This window comes from Nonomuraea sp. NPDC049714, assembly GCF_044465295.1.
In the GTDB taxonomy this organism is placed as follows: Bacteria; Actinomycetota; Actinomycetes; order Streptosporangiales; family Streptosporangiaceae; genus Nonomuraea.
The window spans coordinates 150,982-171,225 of sequence record NZ_JBITLM010000002.1 but is presented as its reverse complement, the minus strand read 5'-3'; the positions used below and the strand labels follow the sequence as shown (position 1 = coordinate 171,225).

Here is a 20,244-nt window from a genome sequence, read left to right as displayed (position 1 = left end):
TATGGGGCTCCCACCTCACCAAGGATCCGGCATCTCGGGCATATCAGCCAGAGTTCATAAGAGTGTGGTCTTTCGGGTAGGCAGCAGGCATGTACGAGATCGCGCGGCGGACGCTCACGTTGTGCACCGACCCGGCGGGGGAGGTGGTCGTCACGATCGGGCTGCCGTACGAGGAGCCGTCGGGCGAGTGGTCGTGCCCGTATCGGATCGACGGGCTCGCCGGCTGGGAGCACGAGCGGAAGGTGACCGGGGTCGACTCTCTGCAGGCGGTGGAGCTCGCGCTGGCGACCATGCGCGCCGCGCTCACCGGCTCGCACGAGGCCAAGGAGGGCCTGCTGAACTGGGACGAGGAGCCGATGGGCAGCCGCCCGCAGATCGTGTACGTGAACTGGGACAAGGGTCAGGACATCGCCTATATCGCGATGAAGCATGAAATCGTGCCAGGTGATGCGGTGCGCCAGGTGGTGGCCGACCAGGTCGTGCTCGACTACGCGGATTCCGGCGAACTGCTCGGCATGGAGCTGACCACCGCCCACACCCTGCTGCCGTCGGAGATGCGCATCTGACGGACTCGCGTCCCATCCTGACGGCGGCGGGAGGCGGGCGAGCCGTGGGCCCGATAATCGGGGGCGTGACTTCTCCTCGTATCGTGGCCACGGACCTGGACGGCACCCTTCTGCGCTCCGACGGGTCGGTCTCCGAGCGGACCCGTCGGGCGTTGCGCCTGGCGCGCCGGGCCGGGGCCGAGATCGTGTTCGTCACCGCCCGCCCGCCCCGCAGCCTCCAACCGATCGCCCGGCAGACGGGTGAGCTGGGCAAGGCGGTCTGCAGCAACGGCGCGATCGTGTACGACGTCACCGCCGACGAGATCGTCACCATGTCCCCGATCGCCCCGGCGGCGGCCGTGACGATCATCGCCACCCTCACCGAGGCGCTGCCGGGGGTGAGTTTCGCGGCGGAGACGGGCCGGGGCGTGCTGTTCCAGCCGGGGTACGGCAGGCACATCCACACCGATCTGGCCTACTGGCGCCCGGTGCCGGACGTGTGCGCGGAAGGGGAGCCCATCGTCAAGCTGCTCGTCTGGTCGGACACCCATCCGCTGGACGACATGTTCACCGCCGCGGTGGCCGCCATCGACGGGCAGGCCGAGGTGACGCACTCGGGCGTGCGGGGACTGCTGGAGGTCAGCGCCTCGCAGGTGACCAAGGCGGGCACGCTGGCGGGCCTGTGCGAGGGGATGGGCGTGCCGCCGGAGCGGGTGGTGGCGTTCGGGGACATGCCCAACGACCTGGCGATGCTCGCCTTCGCGGGCGCGGGCTACGCCATGGCCAACGCGCACCCGCTCGTGCTGGCGGCGGTGGAGCGCCGGACCCTCTCCAACGACGAGGACGGCGTGGCCGCGGCGCTGGAGCACATCTTCGCCTGACCGCTGGTGACGTTACGTGTCCGTGACCAGAGTCATGATTTTTCCGTACTAATACGGATTATCACCGCTATTAGCCCTTGACCGTCCCGTCGAGGTGGTCGCAGAATGTCGGGCTAATGCGCATTACCACCTAGACGGGATGATACGGACTGTGACTGTTTCAGGTCGGCGCCTCACGCAGCAGGACATCGCGCGGATGGCCGGAGTGAGCCAGACGACGGTGTCGCTGGTGCTCAACGGCCGGGCCGACGGCGAGGTCAGGATCTCCCAGGAGACCCGTGACCGCGTGCTGCAGGTGATCAGGGAGACCGGCTACGTCGCCGACCCGGTCGCCAGGCGGCTGGCCGACCGGCGCAACCGCATCCTCGGCGTCTTCACTTACGAGGCGGTCTTCCCCGCCGAGAGCGCCGACTTCTACCACCCCTTCCTCGTCGGCATCGAGGAGTGCGCCGAGGAGGCGGGCTGCGACCTGCTGCTGTTCACCAGCGCCAAGGTCGTGGAGGGGGAGCAGCGGCGGATATTCAGCGCGGAGAGCCGGATCCGGCTGGCCGACGGCTGCGTGCTGCTCGGCCGTGCCGTCGACCGGGACGACCTGGCCAGGCTGCTGACCGAGCGGATCCCGTTCGTGTCCGTGGGCCGTCGCGACGACGCCGGCGGGCCGGTGCCCTACGTCGGCGCCGACTACCCGCCGGCGGTCCGCGCGCTCGTCGAGCGGGCGGCGGCGCTCGGCCACCGGCGCCTGGCCTACGTGGGCGTGGGCACCGGCGCGGAGTCCTTCACCGACCGGTTCGACGGCTTCACCGAGGCCGTGGCGGCGGTCGGGGCCGAGGGCCTGCATCTGACCTCGGCCGACGGGCTCTTCGACGCCGGCGCGACCGCCGTACTCGTCGAAGAGCTCGCCGACGCGGTCGCGATCGTGCGGGCGGCCCGCGAGCGCGGGCTGGACGTGCCGCGCGACCTGTCGATCCTGGTGCTCGGCGCGCACTCCACGCCGGTGCACACCGACATCGACTTCACCGGCTTCCGCATCCCCCGGCGCGAGATGGGACGCAGAGCCGTCGAGCTGCTGACCCAGGTGCTGGAGAGCGGCGGAGCCCCCCAGGAAATGCTGCCGTGCGAGCTGGTCGAAGGCTCGACCCTGGCACCCGTGCAGAACGCCCCCGTACAGAACTGAGAGAGGTAACCCCCACGTGGTTGAGATATCGGCAGACGCGGTCGTCGTCGGCGGCGGGCTGGGCGGCGTCGCCGCCGCGCTGGCCCTGCTGCGGGCCGGCCGCTCGGTGATCCTCACCGAGGAGTACGACTGGCTGGGCGGCCAGCTCACCAGCCAGGCCGTGCCGCCGGACGAGCACACCTGGGTGGAGCGGTTCGGCGTGACCGCGAGCTACCGGGCGCTGCGGGAGGGCATCCGCCGTTACTACCGCGACCACTACCCGCTCACCGAGCGGGCCCGCGCCTGGCAGGAGCTGAACCCCGGCGCCGGCCACGTCAGCCGGCTCTGCCACGAGCCCAGGGTCGCCGTCTCGGTCATCGAGGCGATGCTCGCGCCGTACCGGGGCTCCGGCCGGCTGCGCGTGCTGCAGCCGTACCGGCCGGTCGAGGCGCAGGTGGACGGCGACCGGGTGACCGCGGTGCGGCTCGCGCACCGCGACGGCGGCGAGGACGTCACGGCGCTGGGCGCGTACGTGCTGGACGCCACCGAGACCGGCGAGCTGCTGCCGCTGACCGGGACCGAGTACGTGACCGGGTTCGAGTCGCAGGCCGAGACGAATGAGCCGAGTGCGCCCGCCGAGGCGCAGCCGCTTAACATGCAGGCCGTCTCGGTGTGCTTCGCGCTCGACCACGTCGACGGCGACCACACCATCGACAAGCCGGACTCCTACGACTTCTGGCGCGCCTACCAGCCGCCGTTCTGGGGCGACAAGCTGCTGTCGTGGCGCTGCCCGAGCCCGCGGACGCTGGAGATCGTGGAGCGTTCCTTCACCCCCAATCCCGGCGACGACCCCCGCCTGGTGGAGGCCGACCAGCGGGTCAACCCGGGCGACGCCAACCTGTGGACCTTCCGCCGGATCGCCGCCCGCGACAACTTCGTGCCCGGGGCCTACGACAGCGACATCACGCTGGTCAACTGGCCGATGATCGACTATCTGGAGGGGCCCGTCATCGACGTGCCCGACGCCGGCCGGCACCTGGCGGCGGCCCGGGAGCTGTCGATGTCGGTGCTCTACTGGCTGCAGACCGAGGCCCCGCGCACCGACGGCGGCACCGGCCACCCCGGCCTGCGGCTGCGCGGCGACGTCACCGGCAGCGCCGACGGCCTCGCCCAGGCGCCCTACATCCGGGAGTCCCGCCGCATCCGCGCCCTGACGACCGTCACCGAGCAGGACGTGTCCGTGGCGGTGCGCGGTGACAAGGGCGCCGTCTCCTACGCCGACTCGGTCGGCATCGGCATGTACCGCATCGATTTGCACCCGTCCACCGGCGGCGACAACTACATCGACGTGGCCAGCTCGCCGTTCGAGATCCCGCTCGGCGCGCTGATCCCGCGGCGGATGGCCAACCTGCTGCCCGCCTCCAAGAACATCGGCACCACCCACATCACCAACGGCGCCTACCGCCTGCACCCGGTGGAGTGGAACGTCGGCGAGGCCGCGGGCGCGCTGGCCGCGTTCTGCCTCGACCACGCCACGACTCCGCACGCCGTACGCGAGAGCGAGCGGCTCCTGGCCGACTACCAGCACCGGCTCACCCGTGACGGCGTCGAACTGCGCTGGCCCGACGTCACCGGTTACTGAAGGAGAACTCATCATGAACGCAATCGGGAAGCTGGCGGCCGTCTCGCTGACCGCGCTGCTCGCGGTCACCGCGTGCGGCGGCGGCGAGACCCCTGTGGCGCAGGGGCCGCAGCCGCTCCGCATGACGATCTGGACCTCCAACGAGGCCCACCTGAAGCTGTTCAACGAGATCGCCGACGAGTATCGCAAGGCTCACCCCAACGTCGGCGCGATCACCTTCGACACGATCCCGTTCGAGAACTACACCACCACGATCACCACCCAGATCGCCGGCGGCAAGGCCCCCGACCTGGCCTGGATCCTGGAGAGCTCCGCCCCCGACTTCGTCGGCTCCGGCGCGCTCGCCCCCCTGAACAGCAAGATCGAGAACGCCGCGGAGCTCGTCCCCTCGGCCACCAAGCTGTGGCAGCAGGACGGTGAGCTGTACGCCTACCCGTTCTCCACCTCGCCGTTCGGCGTGTTCGTCAACACCGACCTGGTCAAGGCCGCCAAGCAGAAGTCCCCCCAGGAGCTCATCAAGGCCGGCCAGTGGGACTGGGAGCACGTCAACGACGTCAACGCCGCCGTCGCCAAGGACGGCAAGCAGGGCCTGACCATCCTCGACTTCGACTACAAGGGCTGGGACAACCTGGCCACCATCTGGGGCGGCTGGGGCGCCAAGGCCTACAGCGACGACGGCAAGAGCTGCCGGTTCAACAGCCCCGAGATGGTCGAGGCGATGACCTTCCTGCACACGTCGATCTTCAAGGACAAGGCCATGCCGGGCCCCGGCACCGTCGCCGACTTCTTCGCGGGCGACTCCGCCATGGTGATCGCGCAGATCTCCAGGGCCGCCATGCTCAAGGAGGGCACCTTCGAGTGGGACCTCGTGCCGCTGCCCGCCGGGCCCAAGGGTGAGTACGCGGTGATCGGGCAGGCCGGGATCGGCGTGCTGAAGAAGTCGCCCAACGCCGAACTGGCCACCGACTTCCTCGCCTTCTTCACCAACCCCGCCAACTCCGCCAAACTCGCCGCCTACTTCCCGCCGGCGCGCAGCTCCCAGCTCACCGCCGACACCATGGCCAAGACGAACCCGCTGCTCAAGCCCGACCAGCTGCAGAAGGTCGTGATCGACGGCATCGAGAACGGCGTCGTCAAGCCCAGCCACACCGGACAGGCCGAGCTGGCGCAGACCATCAGGGCCTCGCTCGACCCGCTGTGGACGGCGGACGCCGACGTCAAGACGGTGCTGGACGGCGTGTGCGCGAAGATCCAGCCCATGCTCGGTGCGTGACGTGGCGGCAACGGAGATCCGCGACCGGGTGGCGGACCGTACGGCCACCCGGCGCGCCCCCTTCTGGACCATCCCGCGCCGTGACGCTCTGGTCGGATACCTGCTCATCTCTCCGCAGCTGGCCGGCAGCGTGCTGTTCGTGCTGCTGCCGCTGGCCCTCGTCGGCTGGTACAGCCTTCAGGAGTGGAACGTCCTGGCCGGGACGTTCGACTTCGTCGGCGGCGAGAACTACGCCAAACTGCTCGCCGACCCGAACATGGGCGAGGTGCTGACCAGCACCACCCTGTTCTCCATCGGCCTGGTCGTGCTCAACCTGGCGCTGGCCCTGCTCCTGGCGATCCTGCTCAACCAGAAACTGGCCGGCACCACCTTCTTCCGCACCCTGTTCTTCTCCCCGGTGCTGGTGTCGCTGGTCGCCTGGACCATCGTCTGGCAGTTCCTGCTGCAGGGCGACGGCGGCATCAACGGCCTGCTCGGCGCGGTCGGCGTCGACGGCCCCAACTGGCTGCGCGGCGACGCCACCGCCCTGCTCTCGGTCGTCGTGGTCCAGGTGATCAAGAACGTCGGCCTCAACATGGTGCTGTTCCTGGCCGCGCTGCAGGGCGTGCCCCGCCAGCTCTACGAGGCCGCCGAGCTCGACGGCGCGAACGCCTGGGTGCGCTTCCTGCGCATCACCATGCCGCTGATCAGCCCCACCGTCCTGCTCACCTCGATCATCACCGTGGTCGGCTCGCTGCAGGTGTTCGCCCAGATCGCGGTCCTCACCCAGGGCGGCCCCGGGATGTCCACCACGGTCCTCGTCTACTACCTCTACCAGCAGGCCTTCCAGTTCAGGCACTTCGGCTACGGCGCCACGCTGTCGGTCCTGCTGTTCCTGATCGTCGCGGCGCTCACGCTCGTGCAGTGGCGGATGCGCCGGAAGTGGGTCTTCCATGAGTCGTAGGGTCAAACTCTCGCTGTACGGCCTGCTGTGCGTCCTGTGTGTGCCGTTCGTCTTCCCGACCTGGTGGATGGTCACCTCGTCGGTCAAGCCGATCAACGAAATCTTCGCCTTCCCGCCCTCGCTGGTGCCCGACCGGTGGGACCTGACGTCCTACAGCCGGGTCTTCGAGCTGCAGCCGTTCGCCCAGCAGTACTGGAACAGCCTCTACATCGCGGCCGTGGTCACCGTGGGCACCATGGCGGTGGCCGCGATGGCCGGGTATGCCTTCGCCCGCATCCGCTTCCCCGGGCAGAACGTGCTGTTCGTGGTCGTGCTCGTCGGCCTGCTGATCCCCAGCGAGGTCACGATCGTCCCGCTGTTCCAGATGTTCCACGACTTCGGGATGAGCGACACCCACTGGCCGCTCATCCTGGTGCCGATCTTCGGCGCGCCCAGCGTGCTGGCCACCTTCATCATGCGGCAGTTCTTCATCACCCTGCCCGGCGAGCTGGAGGAGGCCGCCCGCGTCGACGGGCTCGGCAGGTTCGGCACCTTCTACCGGGTCGCGCTGCCGCTGGCCCGTCCCGCGCTCGGCGCGGTCGCCATCTTCACCTTCCTGCACTCCTGGAACCTCTACCTCGAACCCATCGTCTACCTGTCCACCCCTGCCAACTTCACCCTCCCGCAGGCGCTCACCCAGTTCGTCGACGCCTATGGCGGACCCATGTGGAACGTGCAGCTCGCGGCCGCCACGATGACGGCACTGCCCATCCTGGTGGTGTTCGTGCTGGCCCAGCGGCAGTTCATCGAGGGTCTCGCGCACACCGGTCTGAAAGGCTGACCATGCTCACTCGCCGCACCCTCCTCGGCGCCGCCGTCCTGTCGGCGGCCCTGCCCGGCACCGCCTGGGCCTCCTCCGTGCCCGACCTCGCCCCCTTACCTGCGGGAGCGCCCGACCGCCGCCTGTTCACGCCCGCCGAGCAGCGCTTCGCGCCCTACCTGGCGACCCTCGCGCCCATGGTCAATGACATGGACGACAGCGGCTTCTTCGCCGGCGGCTGGTGGCGCAACCCCGCAGCGCCGTACAACGCCCGCGTGCAGGAGCACGTCTTCACGCTGGCCTGGTTCCACGCCAACGCCCGCCCCTGGAACCCGTACGCGGGCGACCCCGCGCTGCTCGCCGCCCTCGACGCCGGGCTCGGGCACTACCTGTCGCTGCAGCACGCCGATGGATCGTTCCCGGAGTACCACCGGCAGGAGCACCACCTGGCCGCCACCGGCTTCGGCCTCGGCTACCTCAGCAAGACCCTCCAGCTGCTGCGCCAGTCGGGTGCGCTGCCCGAGCGACGGGCCCAGCTGACCACGGCCCTGCGCACCGCCATGACCTGGTTCCTCGACGCGGACAACCCGACCGTCTGGCAGCCGCGGCTGGGGTACGCCAACCAGACGGCCTCCGGGCTGGCCGGCGCCGCGCTCGCGCTCAACCTCGACCGCGACCCCGCGGCGCGCACCAGACTGACCGAGGCCTTCGCCCGGATCGCCGCCACCGGCCAGAGCCCCGCCGGGTTCTTCTACGAGCAGCGCGGCGCCGACCTGAACTACAACTTCGAGGTCATGCTCCCCGAGCTGGCCGACGCCTACCACCAGACCCGCGACCCGGTCCTGGTCGACATGGCCGCCAAGTACACCGACTGGCTCGGCTACAACCTGCTGCGCGAGCCCGACGGCTCCGGCTACATGACCAACGTCGCCACCTCCACGCGCACCAGCTCCCGCTTCTACGCCGAGGTCCGGCCCGACCCGGACCGGACGGCGCTCAACTGGGTCTTCACCGGCCACGTGCCGCAGCTCGCCGCGTTCATGACCGCCCGGGAGGACCTCGCCGACGCCCGCGCCGCCTGGGCCGCCTCCGCCGAGCCGGTGGGGCCGCTCGCCAAGCAGGACACCTCCCCGCGCATCCTCTCCCACGGCCTGTACGGCGAGGGGTTCCCCACCCGCCGCCAGCGCGCCGCCGCCATCGCCCAGCTGCCCTACCTGCGCGACCACGACTTCGTCGAGCTGCGCCAGGACGACGGCCAGGACTTCCTGTTCGTCCGCAAGCCCGGCCTGTACCTGGGCGGCTACTTCGGCGCCCGCGCCGACTCCCAGACCCGCACCGGCCTGACCTTCCTCTGGCACCCCGAGGCGGGCACCATCATCCAGGCGCTCAACGACAACAACCACGCCTGCTGGTCCACGGTCTTCCCCGGCCAGCGGCCCGACTCCAACGGCCACCTTCCCGCCACCTACTTCCACGGCGCGCCCGGCGGCCAGGAGTGGACCGGCGGCCAGAGCCGCGGCGCCTTCGGCATCCGCTACGGCAACGACTCCGTCACCACCGACGTGCACGTCACCCGGCAGACGCTGCGCCGCACCGTCCGGGCGAACGCGCCGGCGTTCGAGCAGATCCCGCTCATCCTGCTCCCGACGGACGAGCTCATCTTCACCGACGGCACCCGCGCCCAGCACGGCGGCTCCGTCACCGCCACGGCCGACGGCCTCGACCTGCGGCGCGGCCGGACGACGATCCGCTTCCGCTGGGGCACCGCCACCCCCGCCACGGTCGCCGCCGGCTCGGTCCGCTACCTGGGCGAACGCCGCTTCCACGCCCTCCGCGTCCCCCACCAGGGCACCTTCGACCTGACGATCTCCCTGTGACCCGGTCCTCGGTAGGACGCGCGTCGCGTCCTACCGAGGCCACGTCCGCTGTCGCCCGAACAGGCAACCGGCGTGGAGATCAGCTGAGGCGTGCCGCCCAGACGGTGCGTTCGGTGCGTACGGAGAGGTCGTCGCGGCGCAGGATGCTGTGGGGACTGTCCGTGTCGAGCAGCCGGTCGAGCGCGGCGAGGTCCGCGGCGGCAAGGGCGTGCGCGGCGGCACCGCGGATGCGTTGCAGGCCGCTGAGCGCGTAGCGGCCGATGGCCTCGTTGCGGGCACCTTGGACGTTCACGGCGATGGTGCGCTTGCCTTCGAGGGCGAACCCGGCGGCGATCAGCATCGGGCCCCAGTCGGCGCCACGGTGGGGCATGTGCTCGGCGTGGAGATGCGCGGTCGCGGCGTGGCAGCGGTCTTCCAGGCCGGGCCGGTCCTCCGGGGCGTTCTCGGGCAGGAAGCGGGGGAAGTCGGCCAGCTCGACGACGGCCAACAGGCCGCCGGGCGCGAGCATGTCATGGATGGCGCGCAGCGCGCGGTCGGGGTCGGCCAGGTGATGCATCGAGGCCGAGGCCCAGACCAGGTCCGGCATGCCGAGGTCGGGCCAGTCGGCGGCGTCGAGGTCGGCCTGCACGGTGCGCACGCGGTCATCCGCATCCTGGGCGCACGCCTTCTTCCGCAGCCGCTGCAGGTGTCCGGGCGAGGCGTCGACGGCCGTGACGTGCGCCTCGGGGAAGCGGTCGAGGAGGGCGAAGGTGCCCGCTCCGGTCCCGGAGCCCAGGTCCACGATGTGGCGTGGGCTGGTTTTCAGGGGCAGCCATGCGGTGATGGACGCGATGTGCTCGCCGAGGACCTCCGCGTCCAGGTCGAGGATCTCCGCCTGGCCCGCGTCGTCCTGCTGGTGGTGGTCATGCTGGTGGTCGTGCTGGTGGTGGTCGTGCTGCGCGCCATGGTGATGGGTGTGCGGGTGTGCGTTCGTCATGCCGTCACCGTAAGGCCGGTTTGCTCATCAGGCACGATGGCTCCCGGAATGCGCAAGATGCCGGCGTGTGGCACTGCCCGACGCGCAAGACGCACCCGCGTCGCCGTCATTCGCGGTTGGCCGGGCTGTCAGAGTCGCCGTCGTCGCGCTGGTGTCCGCGGCGGGCATCGCGGTCGAAGATGCCCAGAATTTCGCACGGTCCGCCTTCGGCGCCGATGTCGTGGGGCATCATGGTGGGGAACTCGGCGGCCTGGTTGGTCTCGAGCCGGAAGCGCCGGTGGCCCAGCATGAGAATCGCGGTGCCGGAGAGCACGACCAGCCATTCCCGGCCGGCGTGGGCACGCATGCGGGCGGGGTTGTCGGGCGGCGGCTGGGTCATGCGCTGGCGCACGACGATCATGCCGGGATGGCCCTTGACGGGCCAGCGCATCGAGCCGTGGGCGCCGTCGATCGTCGGGCTGGTGACGACGTCGTCGGTGGCGGTCTCGACGAGCTGGTCGAGGGTGGTGTCCAGGGCGCGGGCGAGGATGACGAGCTGATCCAGGGCGAGGCGGCGCTGGCCGTTCTCGATGCGGCTCAGCGAGGACTGGCTGAGGTTGGCGCGGGCGGCCAGTTCTTCCAGGGACCAGCCCTGTGCGACCCGCAGGGCACGGATGCGTTTGCGTACGAGGCTGTCCACGTCTCCAATTTCTTGCGTCATAGGCAACATCATATGCTCTTCATGCAAGGCGAGTTTAACGTCGTGCGTAGAAGGGCCCGAAAGGTCGGGCCACGCACGACGAAAGGGCGCGACATGTCTGTGCGGACTTCCGTGTACGAGAGCGACACACTGCCCGGTGAGACCGTGGACGTCGTGGTGATCGGCGGCGGCGCCGCGGGTTTGAACGGTGCCTTGATGCTGGCGCGCTCCCGCCGTTCGGTCATCGTGATCGACAGCGGGTCGCCCCGCAACGCGCCTGCCGACGCCATGCACGGCTTCATCATGCTGGACGGTACGCCGCCCACCGAGCTGCTGGAGCGGGGCCGGGAGCAGGTGCGCCAGTACGGCGGCCGGGTCGTCCTCGGAGAGGTGACCTCTGCCGAGCCGGCCGCTCCGGCCCCCGACGGTGACCTGCGGTTCACGGTCACTCTGGCCGACGGCGGCACGGTGACGGCGCGCCGCGTGCTGGTGGCCACCGGCCTGCGGGACGTGCTGCCGGACGTGCCGGGCCTCGCCTCGCACTGGGGGCACGGCGTGGTGCACTGCCCGTACTGCCACGGCTGGGAGGTACGCGACGAACCGATCGGCGTCCTCGCCACCGGCTCCACCTCGATCCACCACGCGCTGCTGTTCCGCCAGCTGACCGACGATCTCGTCTACTTCACCCACGGCACCGAACTCGACGACGACACCCGAGCACGCTTCGCCGCCCGCGACATCCCCATCGTCGACACCCCGGTGCGGGAGGTCATGACGAACGAGGACGGCGGCATCGCGGGCGTGCGCCTGACCGATGGCACGGTCGTGGCCCGCCGCGTCCTCGCGGTCGCCACGCGGATGCGGGCCCGCACCGAGGGCCTGCACGGCCTGAAGCTGCCGATGGAGGACCTGCCCGGCGACATGGGCCGCCGCTTCGCCTCCGGCATGGCCGGCACCACCGAAGTGCCGGGCGTGTGGGTCGCCGGCAACGCCACCGACCTGACCGCCCAGGTGGGCGCCTCCGCCGCGGCGGGCGCTCTGGCCGGCTCCCACATCAACGCCATCCTGGCCACCGCCGACACCGACGCGGCCCTCACCACCGCCCAAATCGGCGTCGAGAACGCCGCCCAAACCGGCCCCAAGAACGCCGCCCGGACTGGCTCCAAGAACGCCGCCTAGACCGGCGTCGAGAACGCCGCCCGGTGGCGGACGACAGGGTGGCCGTCGAGTTCGGATGCGGGGGCTGTCCTTCCTGGCGGGTGGCCCCCGGCCTTCGCTTCGACAAGCCCCCGACAGCGGCCTCATGGGCCTTCATCCTTCGCGGCCTCCGGGCGTCGTGGCCCGGCTACCGGTCCTGGGCGGTCAGGACCTCGTCGGCGTGGTCGAAGGCCCACTCGCCCAGGGCCCCGATCGGGCCCAGCAGCGTCCGGCCCAGGTCCGTCAGTTCGTACTCCACACGTGGCGGCGCCTCCGCGTACGCCTGCCGCGCCACCAGCCCGTTGGACTCCAGGCGGCGCAGGGTCTCCGTCAGGACCTTGGGGCTGATGCCGCCGATCTGCGCGCGCAGGTCGCCGGGGCGCCGGGGGCCGTGGCGCAGCGACCAGATGACGACCGCGTTCCAGGTGTGGGAGATCAGGTCGAAGGCGAGCCTGGCCTGACAGTCGGCGAGAAACACGGGTCCTCCGTTAGGCACCGGATGGTGCGTGACGACATTCCTACAGTCTTCGTACGAGTACTAACACGTGGAGGACGAACATGCGGATCGGCATTCTGGGCGCGGGCACCATGGCCGACGCCCTCGGCACCCAGTGGCTCAGGGCGGGCCACGACATCATGGTCAGCGGCAGGAACCCGGTGGCGAGCGCCGCCCTGGCGGAGAAGATGACGACTGCCGCCCACCGGCCTGGCACCACCGCGCCTGGCGTCGCGCGTGCGGGAACGTGGGCGGAGGCCGCCGAGTACGGCGAGGTGGTGATGGTGGCCGTCCTGGAAGCCGGCCTGCACGACGTGCTACGGGCGGCGGGCCCGGCGATGCGCGGCAAGCCGGTGATCGATGTGACCAACGCGGTCGGGCCTGGCGCCTATGACGTGACGCGCTCACTAGCCGAGCTGATCGCCGACTCCACGGGCGGACGGGTGGTGAAAGCCTTCAACCTGTGCCACGTCGACGTGTGGCGGATGACACCGCCGGTCTTCGACGGCCGCCCGCTGGCCGTACCTCTGTGCGGGGATGACGAGCGCGCGCTCGCGACGGCCCGCACACTGGTCACCGACCTGGGCTGCACACCGGTCCACGGCGGTGGCCTCGACAGGGCGAAACTCCTGGAGGCGACGGCGGCGTTCATGATCGGCCTCTGGATCACCGGAGCCGACGCCCAGGCGGTCCTGCCGCCCCTCGCAGGCTCCGGCACCCACCCCGCAAACTGAACATCCGGCACCTGGCGCACCGGCGTAAGCGGACGTCGACCCTGCTACGGCTTGAGCTCACCTTCAGCAACGCTGTCCAGGACCCTCGGCGTAGATGAGAACACGTGCCGGGCCGCCAGGGTCCTGCTGTCGCGGGCCCTACGGCTGCATCAGTGAGGTAGCTGTGCGCCCAACGGCCGGTAAGGTCATCGCATTCTCACCCAAGCCTGGTCAGCAGTCCGCCGATGCCGCTCCGGCCCCGCGGTGGTCGTGGTCGTGCTGCTGGCCGGGCTGCTCGGCGGCGAGGAGGGCCCGCGCCTTCCTTACCGGGCGTGACCGTCAAGGCCTTCGACAAGGCTCCTCCGCTGCGACTCAAGGGCTGGCAGGAGGTGGCCGAATGCTCCCCGCCGAGCGGCACCTCATCCTCGTCTATCCCGGGCGGTCCTCGAAGGAGGTCGTCCATCGGTCTCGTGACTGAATCCACGACGGGCCGCACGCGGCACGACGGCACGGACGGCAGGGTCAAGCGCCGGTTTCCGCCGGGCGTACGACCTGAGGTGTAGTGCGGAGGACGACCAGCGGCGGATGCCGGCCGGCCGGTGGCACAAGATCCTGGAGCTCACCGATCGAAGGAGAGTCCAGTGGTCACCCAGGTTGCCAGGGCAAGCGGATACCTGACCGCGTTCAAGGCGGTCGCACTGCTCTACATGGTGGCGGTGCTCGTGCAGGCGGTGACGGCCGGGCAGTTGTTGAGCGGCGCGACGGGCGGCCTGCATGGGGTGGGCGCGGGGGCCGTCCTCCTGCTTGGGCTGGCGCAGCTCGTGGTGGCCGTGCTGCTGTGGCGGCCGGGGCGGGGCGCGGGCTGGCCCGCGCTGGTCAGCTTGGCGGTGCTGCTGCTCGGGCTGGTGCAGTCGATGCTGGGCGGGTCCGGCGCGGTGGCGGCGCACGTGCCGCTCGGCATGGCGCTGTTCGGGCTGAGCGTCTGGCTGGTGGTCTGGTCCTGGCGCCGCTGATCAGCACGTCCACGAAAGGACGCGGCGCGCTCGGCCGCCGTACCGTGACCAGGGGCGAGTCGCGAAAAGCGCGGCTCGCCCCCCGGAACGTCAGGCACCCGCGTAGATGCGGTGCACGAACTCGGCGAGCTTGCTGTCGGGCAGTTCCTTGGCCAGGTCGGCCTCGGTGATCATGCCGACGATCCGGTGGTTCTGGATCACGGGCAGCCGCTTGATCTGGTGCTGCTCCATCTTCTCCAGCGCCTCTTCGACGCTGTGGTCCGCCTCGACCCACACCAGCCCGCGGGCCAGCTCGCTCGCCGTGGTGCTGTCGAGGTCCTTGCCTTCGGCGCAGCACTTGATCACGATGTCGCGGTCGGTGATGATGCCCTTCAGCCGGTCGTCGTCACCGCAGATCGGCAGCGCGCCGACCGACAGATCGCGCATCATCTGCGATGCGGTGCGCAGGCTGTCGTGCTCGCCGATGCACTCCGCGCCTTGGTGCATCACATCCTGAACCTTCTTTCCGGCCCCTGCTGTGCTCATCTCCGCCTCCCCCAGAAAAGGACTGCTGGACATGTCCGGGGTCCTCTACCCAGCCGATGGCCGTTATGCGACGTACGCCTCGCGGGGTCGTCAAGCTACCCGTCGGCGGCGAGGCGGTCGAGCCATTCGCTGAGCAGGTGCCGCTCGCCACTGGTCAGCGCGGTCTGCTCGGGCAGGGTGGCGAGCAGGGCGCGGGCCGCGCCGGCGGGGCCCGCGTCGCGCACGGCGGGCTTGTCGTTGGTGACGGCGGTGACCATCGACTCCCGCATGGCGGTCAGCAGGGCCGGGTCGCGCTGGTCCTCGGGCAGCGACAGCCAGGTGAGCACCGCGCCGCGCGCCGTCGCGTGGATCAGGGCCGCCGCGAGGCGTTCGTCGACGCGGAGCCAGCCGCCGGCGGCGAGGCGGTGGATGCGTCCCACCAGGATCCGCATGCCGGCCTGGAACGCGGCCGACGTGGTGCCGCGCCTGGGCTCGCCGTACATCAGCGCGTACAGCGCGGGGTTGGACAGTCCGAACTCGACGGCCAGGTCCCAGCCGGCGCGCAGGTCCTCGATCGGGTCGTCGGCTTCGGGCGCGAGGTGTTTGGCCGCGAGGAAGGTGGTGTAGCCGTGCTCGGCCACCGCTTCGAGCAGCCCGTCCATGTCGGCGAAGTGCCGATAGATGGCCGGAGGCTGTACTCCGGCCGCCGCCGCGACCGCGCGGGTGGTGACCGCGTCGCGGCCCTCCCGCGCGAGCAGGTCCGCGGCGGCCTCGATCACGCGCCGGCGGATGAGCTCACGCCCGCCGGTCGCGGCCTCTGACGTTACGTCGTCCTCTGTTCCCCGGGCCATGAATCAATGATACGACAAAAAGTGGACCATTGATAGTATCGATGATAACGTCACCGCGTTGTCAGTGGAAATCGGTGAAGAAGGAGCACGAGATGTCAGAGAGAATGCGCATCGTCGGTCTTGAGGAACACGTGGTGCTGCCCGTGCTCCTTGATGCCTGGGCACGGGCGGGAGTGCGGCAGGTCCCGCAGCTCGGTTTCGGTGACGAGCCGTTCGCGCGGCGGCTGCGCGACGTCGGTGAGCAGCGCCTGGCCGACATGGACGATCAGGGCCTGGACGTCGCGGTGCTGTCTCTGGCCTCACCGGGCGTGCAGAACCTCCCGGCGGCCGTCGCCGTGAGCGTCGCCCGCGAGGCCAACGACGCGCTCGCCGAGGTGGTCGCCGCTCACCCGGACCGGTTCCAGGCGCTGGCGGCCATCCCGACTCCGGAGCCCGAAGCCGCCGTGGCGGAGCTGGAGCGCGCGGTGACGCGGCTCGGCTTCCGTGGCGCGATGCTGTACGGCCGCACAGGCGACAAACTGGCCGACGCGCCGGAGTTCGACGACCTGTACGCGGCCGCCGCGCGACTCCGGGTGCCGCTGCACTTCCACCCGCAGACCCCCGTGCAGCCGGTCCTGGACGCGTACTACTCAGGGTTGGGCGGCGTCGGCATGGGGCTGGCCACCGCGGGGCTGGGCTGGTATTACGACCTGGGCATCCAGTATCTGCGGATGATCTTCTCCGGCGTGTTCGACCGCCATCCCGAGCTGCAGGTGATCGCCGGGCACTGGGGCGAGGTCGTCCTCTTCTATCTCGACCACACGGGGATCATGGCGCACAACGCCAAGCTGGACCGGCCCCTCGCCGACTACTTCCGGCAGAACTTCTGGGTGGCGGGCAGCGGCACGGTGAGCGAGCGCTACCTGCGGTGGACGGCGGAGGTCGTCGGGACCGAACGCATGCTGTATTCGACCGACTACCCGTACACCTTCGGGACCCGGCCAGGCGGCTTCCCGTTCCTCGACACGAGCGGCGGGGTCGCGCGGTCGTTCCTGGAGCGAGCGCCGTTCACCGAGGAGGAGAAGGCCGCCATCGGGTCCGGCAACTGGGAGCGGCTGACCGGGCACGTCGCGGCGGGTCGCGACCCTCGGCGGTGAGGAAGCCGCCGGCCCCCGGAAGGGCCGGCGGCGATCGTCATCGGGAGATCTCGTACGGAATGATCTCGGCCAGGGCGGAGGCCCCGCCCATGCCGTAGTCGACCCGTAGCCTGAGGTATCTGGCCGAGACGCCCCGCAGGTCGACGTCGTTCGGCGCCGTCATCCTCGGCCACTCGACCCGCTCGACGTCCCTGAACGCCGTGCCGTCGTCGCTGGCCTGCACCACGCCCTCGAGGATGGTGCCGTTCATGTCGTAGCGCAGCTTGGGCTGGAAGCGCACCGCGGACAGCTCCCTGACCCGCCCGAGGTCGACCGTGATGAAGTGCGGCTGCGCCGGGACCTCGGGGTAGTTGGAGTGGAAGTCGGTCGTGAGGTCGCCGTCGACCGCGCGGCCCGGGTCACCCGCGCCGGGCTTGTAGGTGCTCGCCGTCGCGCTGAGCTCGGCCGGGGGCACCGGGGTGCCGGCCGGGGTCGCGGGCCACACCCCGGGGGCGTGCTCGGGCTCGTCGGCGACGATCGGCCGGTCAGGGCCGGTGCCCTTGCCGCGGATCACCACGTCGGTGATGACCGAGCCGTGGTCGGAGTAGAACGGGTAGGGCCGGTCGAGCCAGCTGTCGCGGTGGCGGGGGAGACGGCGGTCGTCGGTGCGGGAGCCGAGCACACGGACCTCCTCGCCGCGCGCGAAGACGTAGTCGATGCGGGCGGGCGCCGAGCGGAAGCCGCTGAGCGTGCTCCAGGTGCGGCCGGGGTAGCGCCCGGCGTTGGGGTTGGCGTGGCGGAAGGTGTCGGTGAAGCCCGCGTCGGTGTACATCTTGGTGAGCGGCCACGGCAGCACCATGCCCGCGTGCCCGCGCGCGTTCGCGAACTGCTCGGTCCAGTCCAGATGGGACCAGGCGTTCAGGTCCCCGCCCATGAGCACGGGGGCGTCGTCATCGCCGATGAAGGACGGCAGCGCCTTGTCCAGGATGGCCTTGCCCATGGCGACGCGACGGTAGTGGTCGTCCTCGAGGAGCTGCTGGTCGGTCTTCGTCCGGGGCATGCCGTAGAGGTTCTGCACGGCCGCCTCGTGGCCGTCCCAGTTGGCGGACAGGTCGTGCCAGGTCCACATGCTGAACGCGTGGACGTGCTCGCCGTTCGGCAGGCCCAGCCGGGCGCCGCCGAGGTTGAACGAGGAGATGTCCGCGTCGGCGTATCGCGGGTAGACCTTCTCGACCTTGAGCTTCGTGTACAGCCAGAGGTTGTCGCCGTTGACGCTGTAGTCCTCCGGCGTGGTGAGCCGCACGCCGGAGAACCGCTTGTTCGCCGGCCGCCCGGCGTTCAGCCCGTCAAGGATCTTCGTGCCGGATCCGTACCCCTCTATCACGAACAGGACGTCCGGATCGACCTCGTTGAGGTACTCGATCATCTGCTGGAGGTTCTCGCCGGTCTTCTCCTGGCCGTTGATCGTGCCGCCGACGTAGAGGTTCCACGTCATCAGCCGCAGCGGTGTGCCCACGTGGTCCTTCGGCAGGGACTTGACGGTGGCGTCGACCGTCACCTGCTGCTCGGGCAGCACGAAGGGACGGGTTCGGGCGCTCCCCGTACTGCTGTAGAGGGTCTCCCTCGCCCACACCTGGTCACCGCTCCTGACGGTGGCGGTGAACTCCTCCACCCGGTTCGGTCTCGGCCGTCCGGTCCACACCACCGTGCAGGTGCGACCGCCCTGGTCCGAGTCGCATTCCATCCGGTGCTGGGGCGACTGGGCCAGGTGTTCGGCCGCGGCCGGGGGCGCCGGAGCCAGCAGCCCGGCTAAGGCCAGGGCGACGGCCAAGGGGGGAATCAATCTGCGCATGAGCTGTCCTTTCATGGATTCTCGGAGAACTGCGGTCAGCCCTTGGAGCCGGTGAAGGCGATGCCGGCGATGAGCTGCCGTTGCATGAACGCGAAAAGCACGATCACGGGCAGCGTGGCGACGACCGTCCCGGCGAACAGGATCGGGAAGTCGGTCTGGAACTGCCCGCGGAGCGAGGCGAGCCCGGCGGAGAGGGTCATCATCTCCGGATCGGTGTTGACCACCAGCGGCCAGAGCAGGCTGCTCCACGACCACATGACGGTCAGCAGCCCCAGCGCCAGCAACCCCGGCCTGACCAGCGGCAGCATGATGTGCCAGTAGATCTGCAGCGGGTTGGCCCCGTCGAGGCGCGCGGCCTCGTCCAGTTCCTTGGGCAGGGTGAGGAAGAACTGCCTGAGCAGGAACGTGCCGAAGGCCCCGAAGACGCCCGGCGCGATCAGCGCCTGCAGCGTGTTGAGCCAGCCGAGCCCCTGCATGATCTCGTAGCGCGGGATGAGGAACAGCTCGCCGGGGACCATGAGCATGGCCAGGAAGACCATGAAGATGGCGCCCCGGCCGGGAAAACGCAGGCGGGCGAAGGCGAAGGCGGCCAGCGAGCACAGCAGCAGCTGCCCGGCGGTGACGCCCACGGTGACCACGACCGTGTTGAGGAACTGCCTGGCCAGCGGCACCGAGCGGAAGACGTCGGCGAAGTTCGACCACTGCCACGAGGGCGTGAACTTCGGCGGCACCCGCAGCGAGTCCGGCAGCGTCTGCAGCGAGACCACGATCTGCCAGGCGAAGGGGGCGAGCATCACCAGCGCGCCCCCGGCCAGCACCACGTGGGCCGGCCAGGTCCTGCGCCTACTCATTGGGCCTACTCATAGTGCACCCACTTCTTCTGCAACCTGAACTGGATCGCGGTCAGCACGAGGATCAGCCCGAGCAACAGCACGGCGATCGCCGCGGCGAGCCCCCGCTGGTTCTGCACGAAGCCCTTCTCGAAGAAGAGGTAGACGATCGTGCGGCTGCCGGCGAGCGCCGGGCTCTTCAGGTCGATCATGAGATAGACCAGGTCGAAGACCTGCAAGGCGTTGATCATGGTGATCACGACGACGAAGAACGTGGTCGGCGTGAGCAGCGGGAGCGTGATGCTGAAGAACTGCCGCAGCCGGCCCGCGCCGTCCATCGAGGCGGCCTCGTAGTAGTGGCGCGGGATGCCCTGGAGCCCGGCCAGGAGCAGTACGGCGTTGTAGCCGATCGAGCTCCAGATCCCGACGATCGCGATCGCGTAAAGGGCGAAATCCGGATCTCCCACCCAGTACGGCCCGTCGATCCCCAGCGTGCCGAGGAAGTAGTTGATCGCGCCGAAGTCGCCGTTGAACAGGTAGCGCCAGGTCAGGCCCACGGCGGCGGGCATGGTGACGACCGGGAGGAAGTACAGCGTCCGGTAGACGCTCAGGCCGCGCAGCCCCGGCACGTTCAGCAGCGCCGCCACGACGATGGCCAGTGGCACGCCCGCCAGCACCAGCACCGCGTAGAGCAAGGTGTTGCCGAGCGCGCCGAGCATCTCCTCGTCGCCGAGCAGGTCGGTGAAGTTGGCCGTCCCCACCCAGGTGTGGCCGCCGAAGACGCCCGACTCGGTGAAGCTGAGGTACAGCGTCTGAGCGATGGGCCACAGGTAGAAGACGGCCAGGCCCAGCGCCATCGGGGCGATGAGGAGGTATCCCCACGCCCACTCGCGCTTGGAGAGCAT

The 20,244-nt window shown here is 70.2% G+C and carries 20 protein-coding genes; 12 read left to right on the top strand and 8 right to left on the bottom strand.

The window, feature by feature from the left end:
• Nucleotides 1–89 precede the first annotated feature (89 nt).
• The 8 genes from ACIBQX_RS07670 (at nt 90) to ACIBQX_RS07635 (ending at nt 9,113) form a co-directional block, all read left to right on the top strand.
• Entirely contained in the window at nt 90–566 is a 477-nt protein-coding gene (locus tag ACIBQX_RS07670; protein WP_397001788.1) for a DUF6968 family protein, read from the top strand.
• A gap of 65 nt (nt 567–631) precedes the next feature.
• The gene (locus tag ACIBQX_RS07665) at nt 632–1,426 is read left to right on the top strand and encodes an HAD family hydrolase (protein WP_397001786.1); all 795 of its coding nucleotides are present in this window, start codon (nt 632–634) and stop codon (nt 1,424–1,426) included.
• A 151-nt stretch (nt 1,427–1,577) separates the two neighbouring features.
• Nucleotides 1,578–2,600 (top strand): LacI family DNA-binding transcriptional regulator, encoded by a 1,023-nt coding sequence (locus ACIBQX_RS07660; RefSeq protein WP_397001784.1) that lies wholly within the window; start codon nt 1,578–1,580, stop codon nt 2,598–2,600.
• A gap of 16 nt (nt 2,601–2,616) precedes the next feature.
• Nucleotides 2,617–4,221, top strand: a complete 1,605-nt coding sequence (locus ACIBQX_RS07655; RefSeq protein ID WP_397001782.1) for an FAD-dependent oxidoreductase — start codon at nt 2,617–2,619, stop codon at nt 4,219–4,221.
• Nucleotides 4,222–4,234: 13 nt separating this feature from the next.
• The gene (locus ACIBQX_RS07650; RefSeq protein ID WP_397001780.1) at nt 4,235–5,494 is read left to right on the top strand and encodes an ABC transporter substrate-binding protein; all 1,260 of its coding nucleotides are present in this window, start codon (nt 4,235–4,237) and stop codon (nt 5,492–5,494) included.
• Between the two features lies 1 nt (nt 5,495).
• Nucleotides 5,496–6,437, top strand: a complete 942-nt coding sequence (locus ACIBQX_RS07645; protein ID WP_397001778.1) for a carbohydrate ABC transporter permease — start codon at nt 5,496–5,498, stop codon at nt 6,435–6,437.
• A complete protein-coding gene (locus ACIBQX_RS07640; protein WP_397001776.1) occupies nt 6,427–7,257 on the top strand; it encodes a carbohydrate ABC transporter permease in 831 nt (276 codons plus the stop codon). The genes ACIBQX_RS07645 and ACIBQX_RS07640 overlap by 11 nt, the downstream gene beginning before the upstream one ends.
• 2 nt (nt 7,258–7,259) lie before the next feature.
• Nucleotides 7,260–9,113, top strand: a complete 1,854-nt coding sequence (locus ACIBQX_RS07635) for a hypothetical protein (protein WP_397001774.1) — start codon at nt 7,260–7,262, stop codon at nt 9,111–9,113.
• Nucleotides 9,114–9,192: 79 nt separating this feature from the next.
• Here the strand turns inward: ACIBQX_RS07635 and ACIBQX_RS07630 are convergent, their stop codons facing one another.
• Both ACIBQX_RS07630 and ACIBQX_RS07625 read right to left on the bottom strand, forming a co-directional pair.
• Nucleotides 9,193–10,089 (bottom strand): class I SAM-dependent methyltransferase, encoded by an 897-nt coding sequence (locus ACIBQX_RS07630; RefSeq protein WP_397001772.1) that lies wholly within the window; start codon nt 10,087–10,089, stop codon nt 9,193–9,195.
• A 106-nt stretch (nt 10,090–10,195) separates the two neighbouring features.
• On the bottom strand, nt 10,196–10,789 hold the full coding sequence (locus ACIBQX_RS07625; RefSeq protein WP_397001770.1) for a helix-turn-helix domain-containing protein: 594 nt from the start codon (nt 10,787–10,789) through the stop codon (nt 10,196–10,198).
• A gap of 93 nt (nt 10,790–10,882) precedes the next feature.
• Between ACIBQX_RS07625 and ACIBQX_RS07620 the strand changes: the two genes are divergently transcribed.
• On the top strand, nt 10,883–11,947 hold the full coding sequence (locus ACIBQX_RS07620) for an NAD(P)/FAD-dependent oxidoreductase (protein ID WP_397001768.1): 1,065 nt from the start codon (nt 10,883–10,885) through the stop codon (nt 11,945–11,947).
• Between the two features lie 166 nt (nt 11,948–12,113).
• On the opposite strand, the gene ACIBQX_RS07615 is transcribed toward ACIBQX_RS07620, so the two are convergent.
• Nucleotides 12,114–12,443 (bottom strand): winged helix-turn-helix transcriptional regulator, encoded by a 330-nt coding sequence (locus ACIBQX_RS07615; RefSeq protein WP_397001766.1) that lies wholly within the window; start codon nt 12,441–12,443, stop codon nt 12,114–12,116.
• An 80-nt stretch (nt 12,444–12,523) separates the two neighbouring features.
• On the opposite strand from ACIBQX_RS07615, the gene ACIBQX_RS07610 reads away from it, so the two are divergent.
• Complete coding sequence (locus ACIBQX_RS07610; protein ID WP_397001764.1) at nt 12,524–13,195, top strand: NADPH-dependent F420 reductase; 672 nt, start codon at nt 12,524–12,526, stop codon at nt 13,193–13,195.
• 620 nt (nt 13,196–13,815) lie between these two features.
• A complete protein-coding gene (locus tag ACIBQX_RS07605) occupies nt 13,816–14,187 on the top strand; it encodes a hypothetical protein (RefSeq protein WP_397001762.1) in 372 nt (123 codons plus the stop codon).
• Between the two features lie 90 nt (nt 14,188–14,277).
• Here the strand turns inward: ACIBQX_RS07605 and ACIBQX_RS07600 are convergent, their stop codons facing one another.
• Nucleotides 14,278–14,712: a CBS domain-containing protein gene (locus ACIBQX_RS07600; protein ID WP_397001761.1), complete on the bottom strand. Its 435-nt coding sequence runs from the start codon at nt 14,710–14,712 to the stop codon at nt 14,278–14,280.
• A 95-nt stretch (nt 14,713–14,807) separates the two neighbouring features.
• Nucleotides 14,808–15,542 carry a TetR/AcrR family transcriptional regulator gene (locus ACIBQX_RS07595; RefSeq protein WP_397001759.1) on the bottom strand — a complete coding sequence of 245 codons (735 nt, stop codon included), beginning with the start codon at nt 15,540–15,542 and terminating at the stop codon, nt 14,808–14,810.
• 92 nt (nt 15,543–15,634) lie between these two features.
• On the opposite strand from ACIBQX_RS07595, the gene ACIBQX_RS07590 reads away from it, so the two are divergent.
• A complete protein-coding gene (locus ACIBQX_RS07590; RefSeq protein WP_397001757.1) occupies nt 15,635–16,678 on the top strand; it encodes an amidohydrolase family protein in 1,044 nt (347 codons plus the stop codon).
• Between the two features lie 37 nt (nt 16,679–16,715).
• On the opposite strand, the gene ACIBQX_RS07585 is transcribed toward ACIBQX_RS07590, so the two are convergent.
• Genes ACIBQX_RS07585 through ACIBQX_RS07575 form a run of 3 tightly spaced genes read right to left on the bottom strand, consistent with a single transcriptional unit; the run spans nt 16,716 to nt 20,244 of the window.
• Nucleotides 16,716–18,509 (bottom strand): endonuclease/exonuclease/phosphatase family protein, encoded by a 1,794-nt coding sequence (locus ACIBQX_RS07585; protein WP_397001755.1) that lies wholly within the window; start codon nt 18,507–18,509, stop codon nt 16,716–16,718.
• 35 nt (nt 18,510–18,544) lie between these two features.
• Nucleotides 18,545–19,360, bottom strand: a complete 816-nt coding sequence (locus tag ACIBQX_RS07580) for a carbohydrate ABC transporter permease (RefSeq protein ID WP_397001753.1) — start codon at nt 19,358–19,360, stop codon at nt 18,545–18,547.
• Between the two features lie 5 nt (nt 19,361–19,365).
• Nucleotides 19,366–20,244: a carbohydrate ABC transporter permease gene (locus ACIBQX_RS07575; RefSeq protein ID WP_397001751.1), complete on the bottom strand. Its 879-nt coding sequence runs from the start codon at nt 20,242–20,244 to the stop codon at nt 19,366–19,368.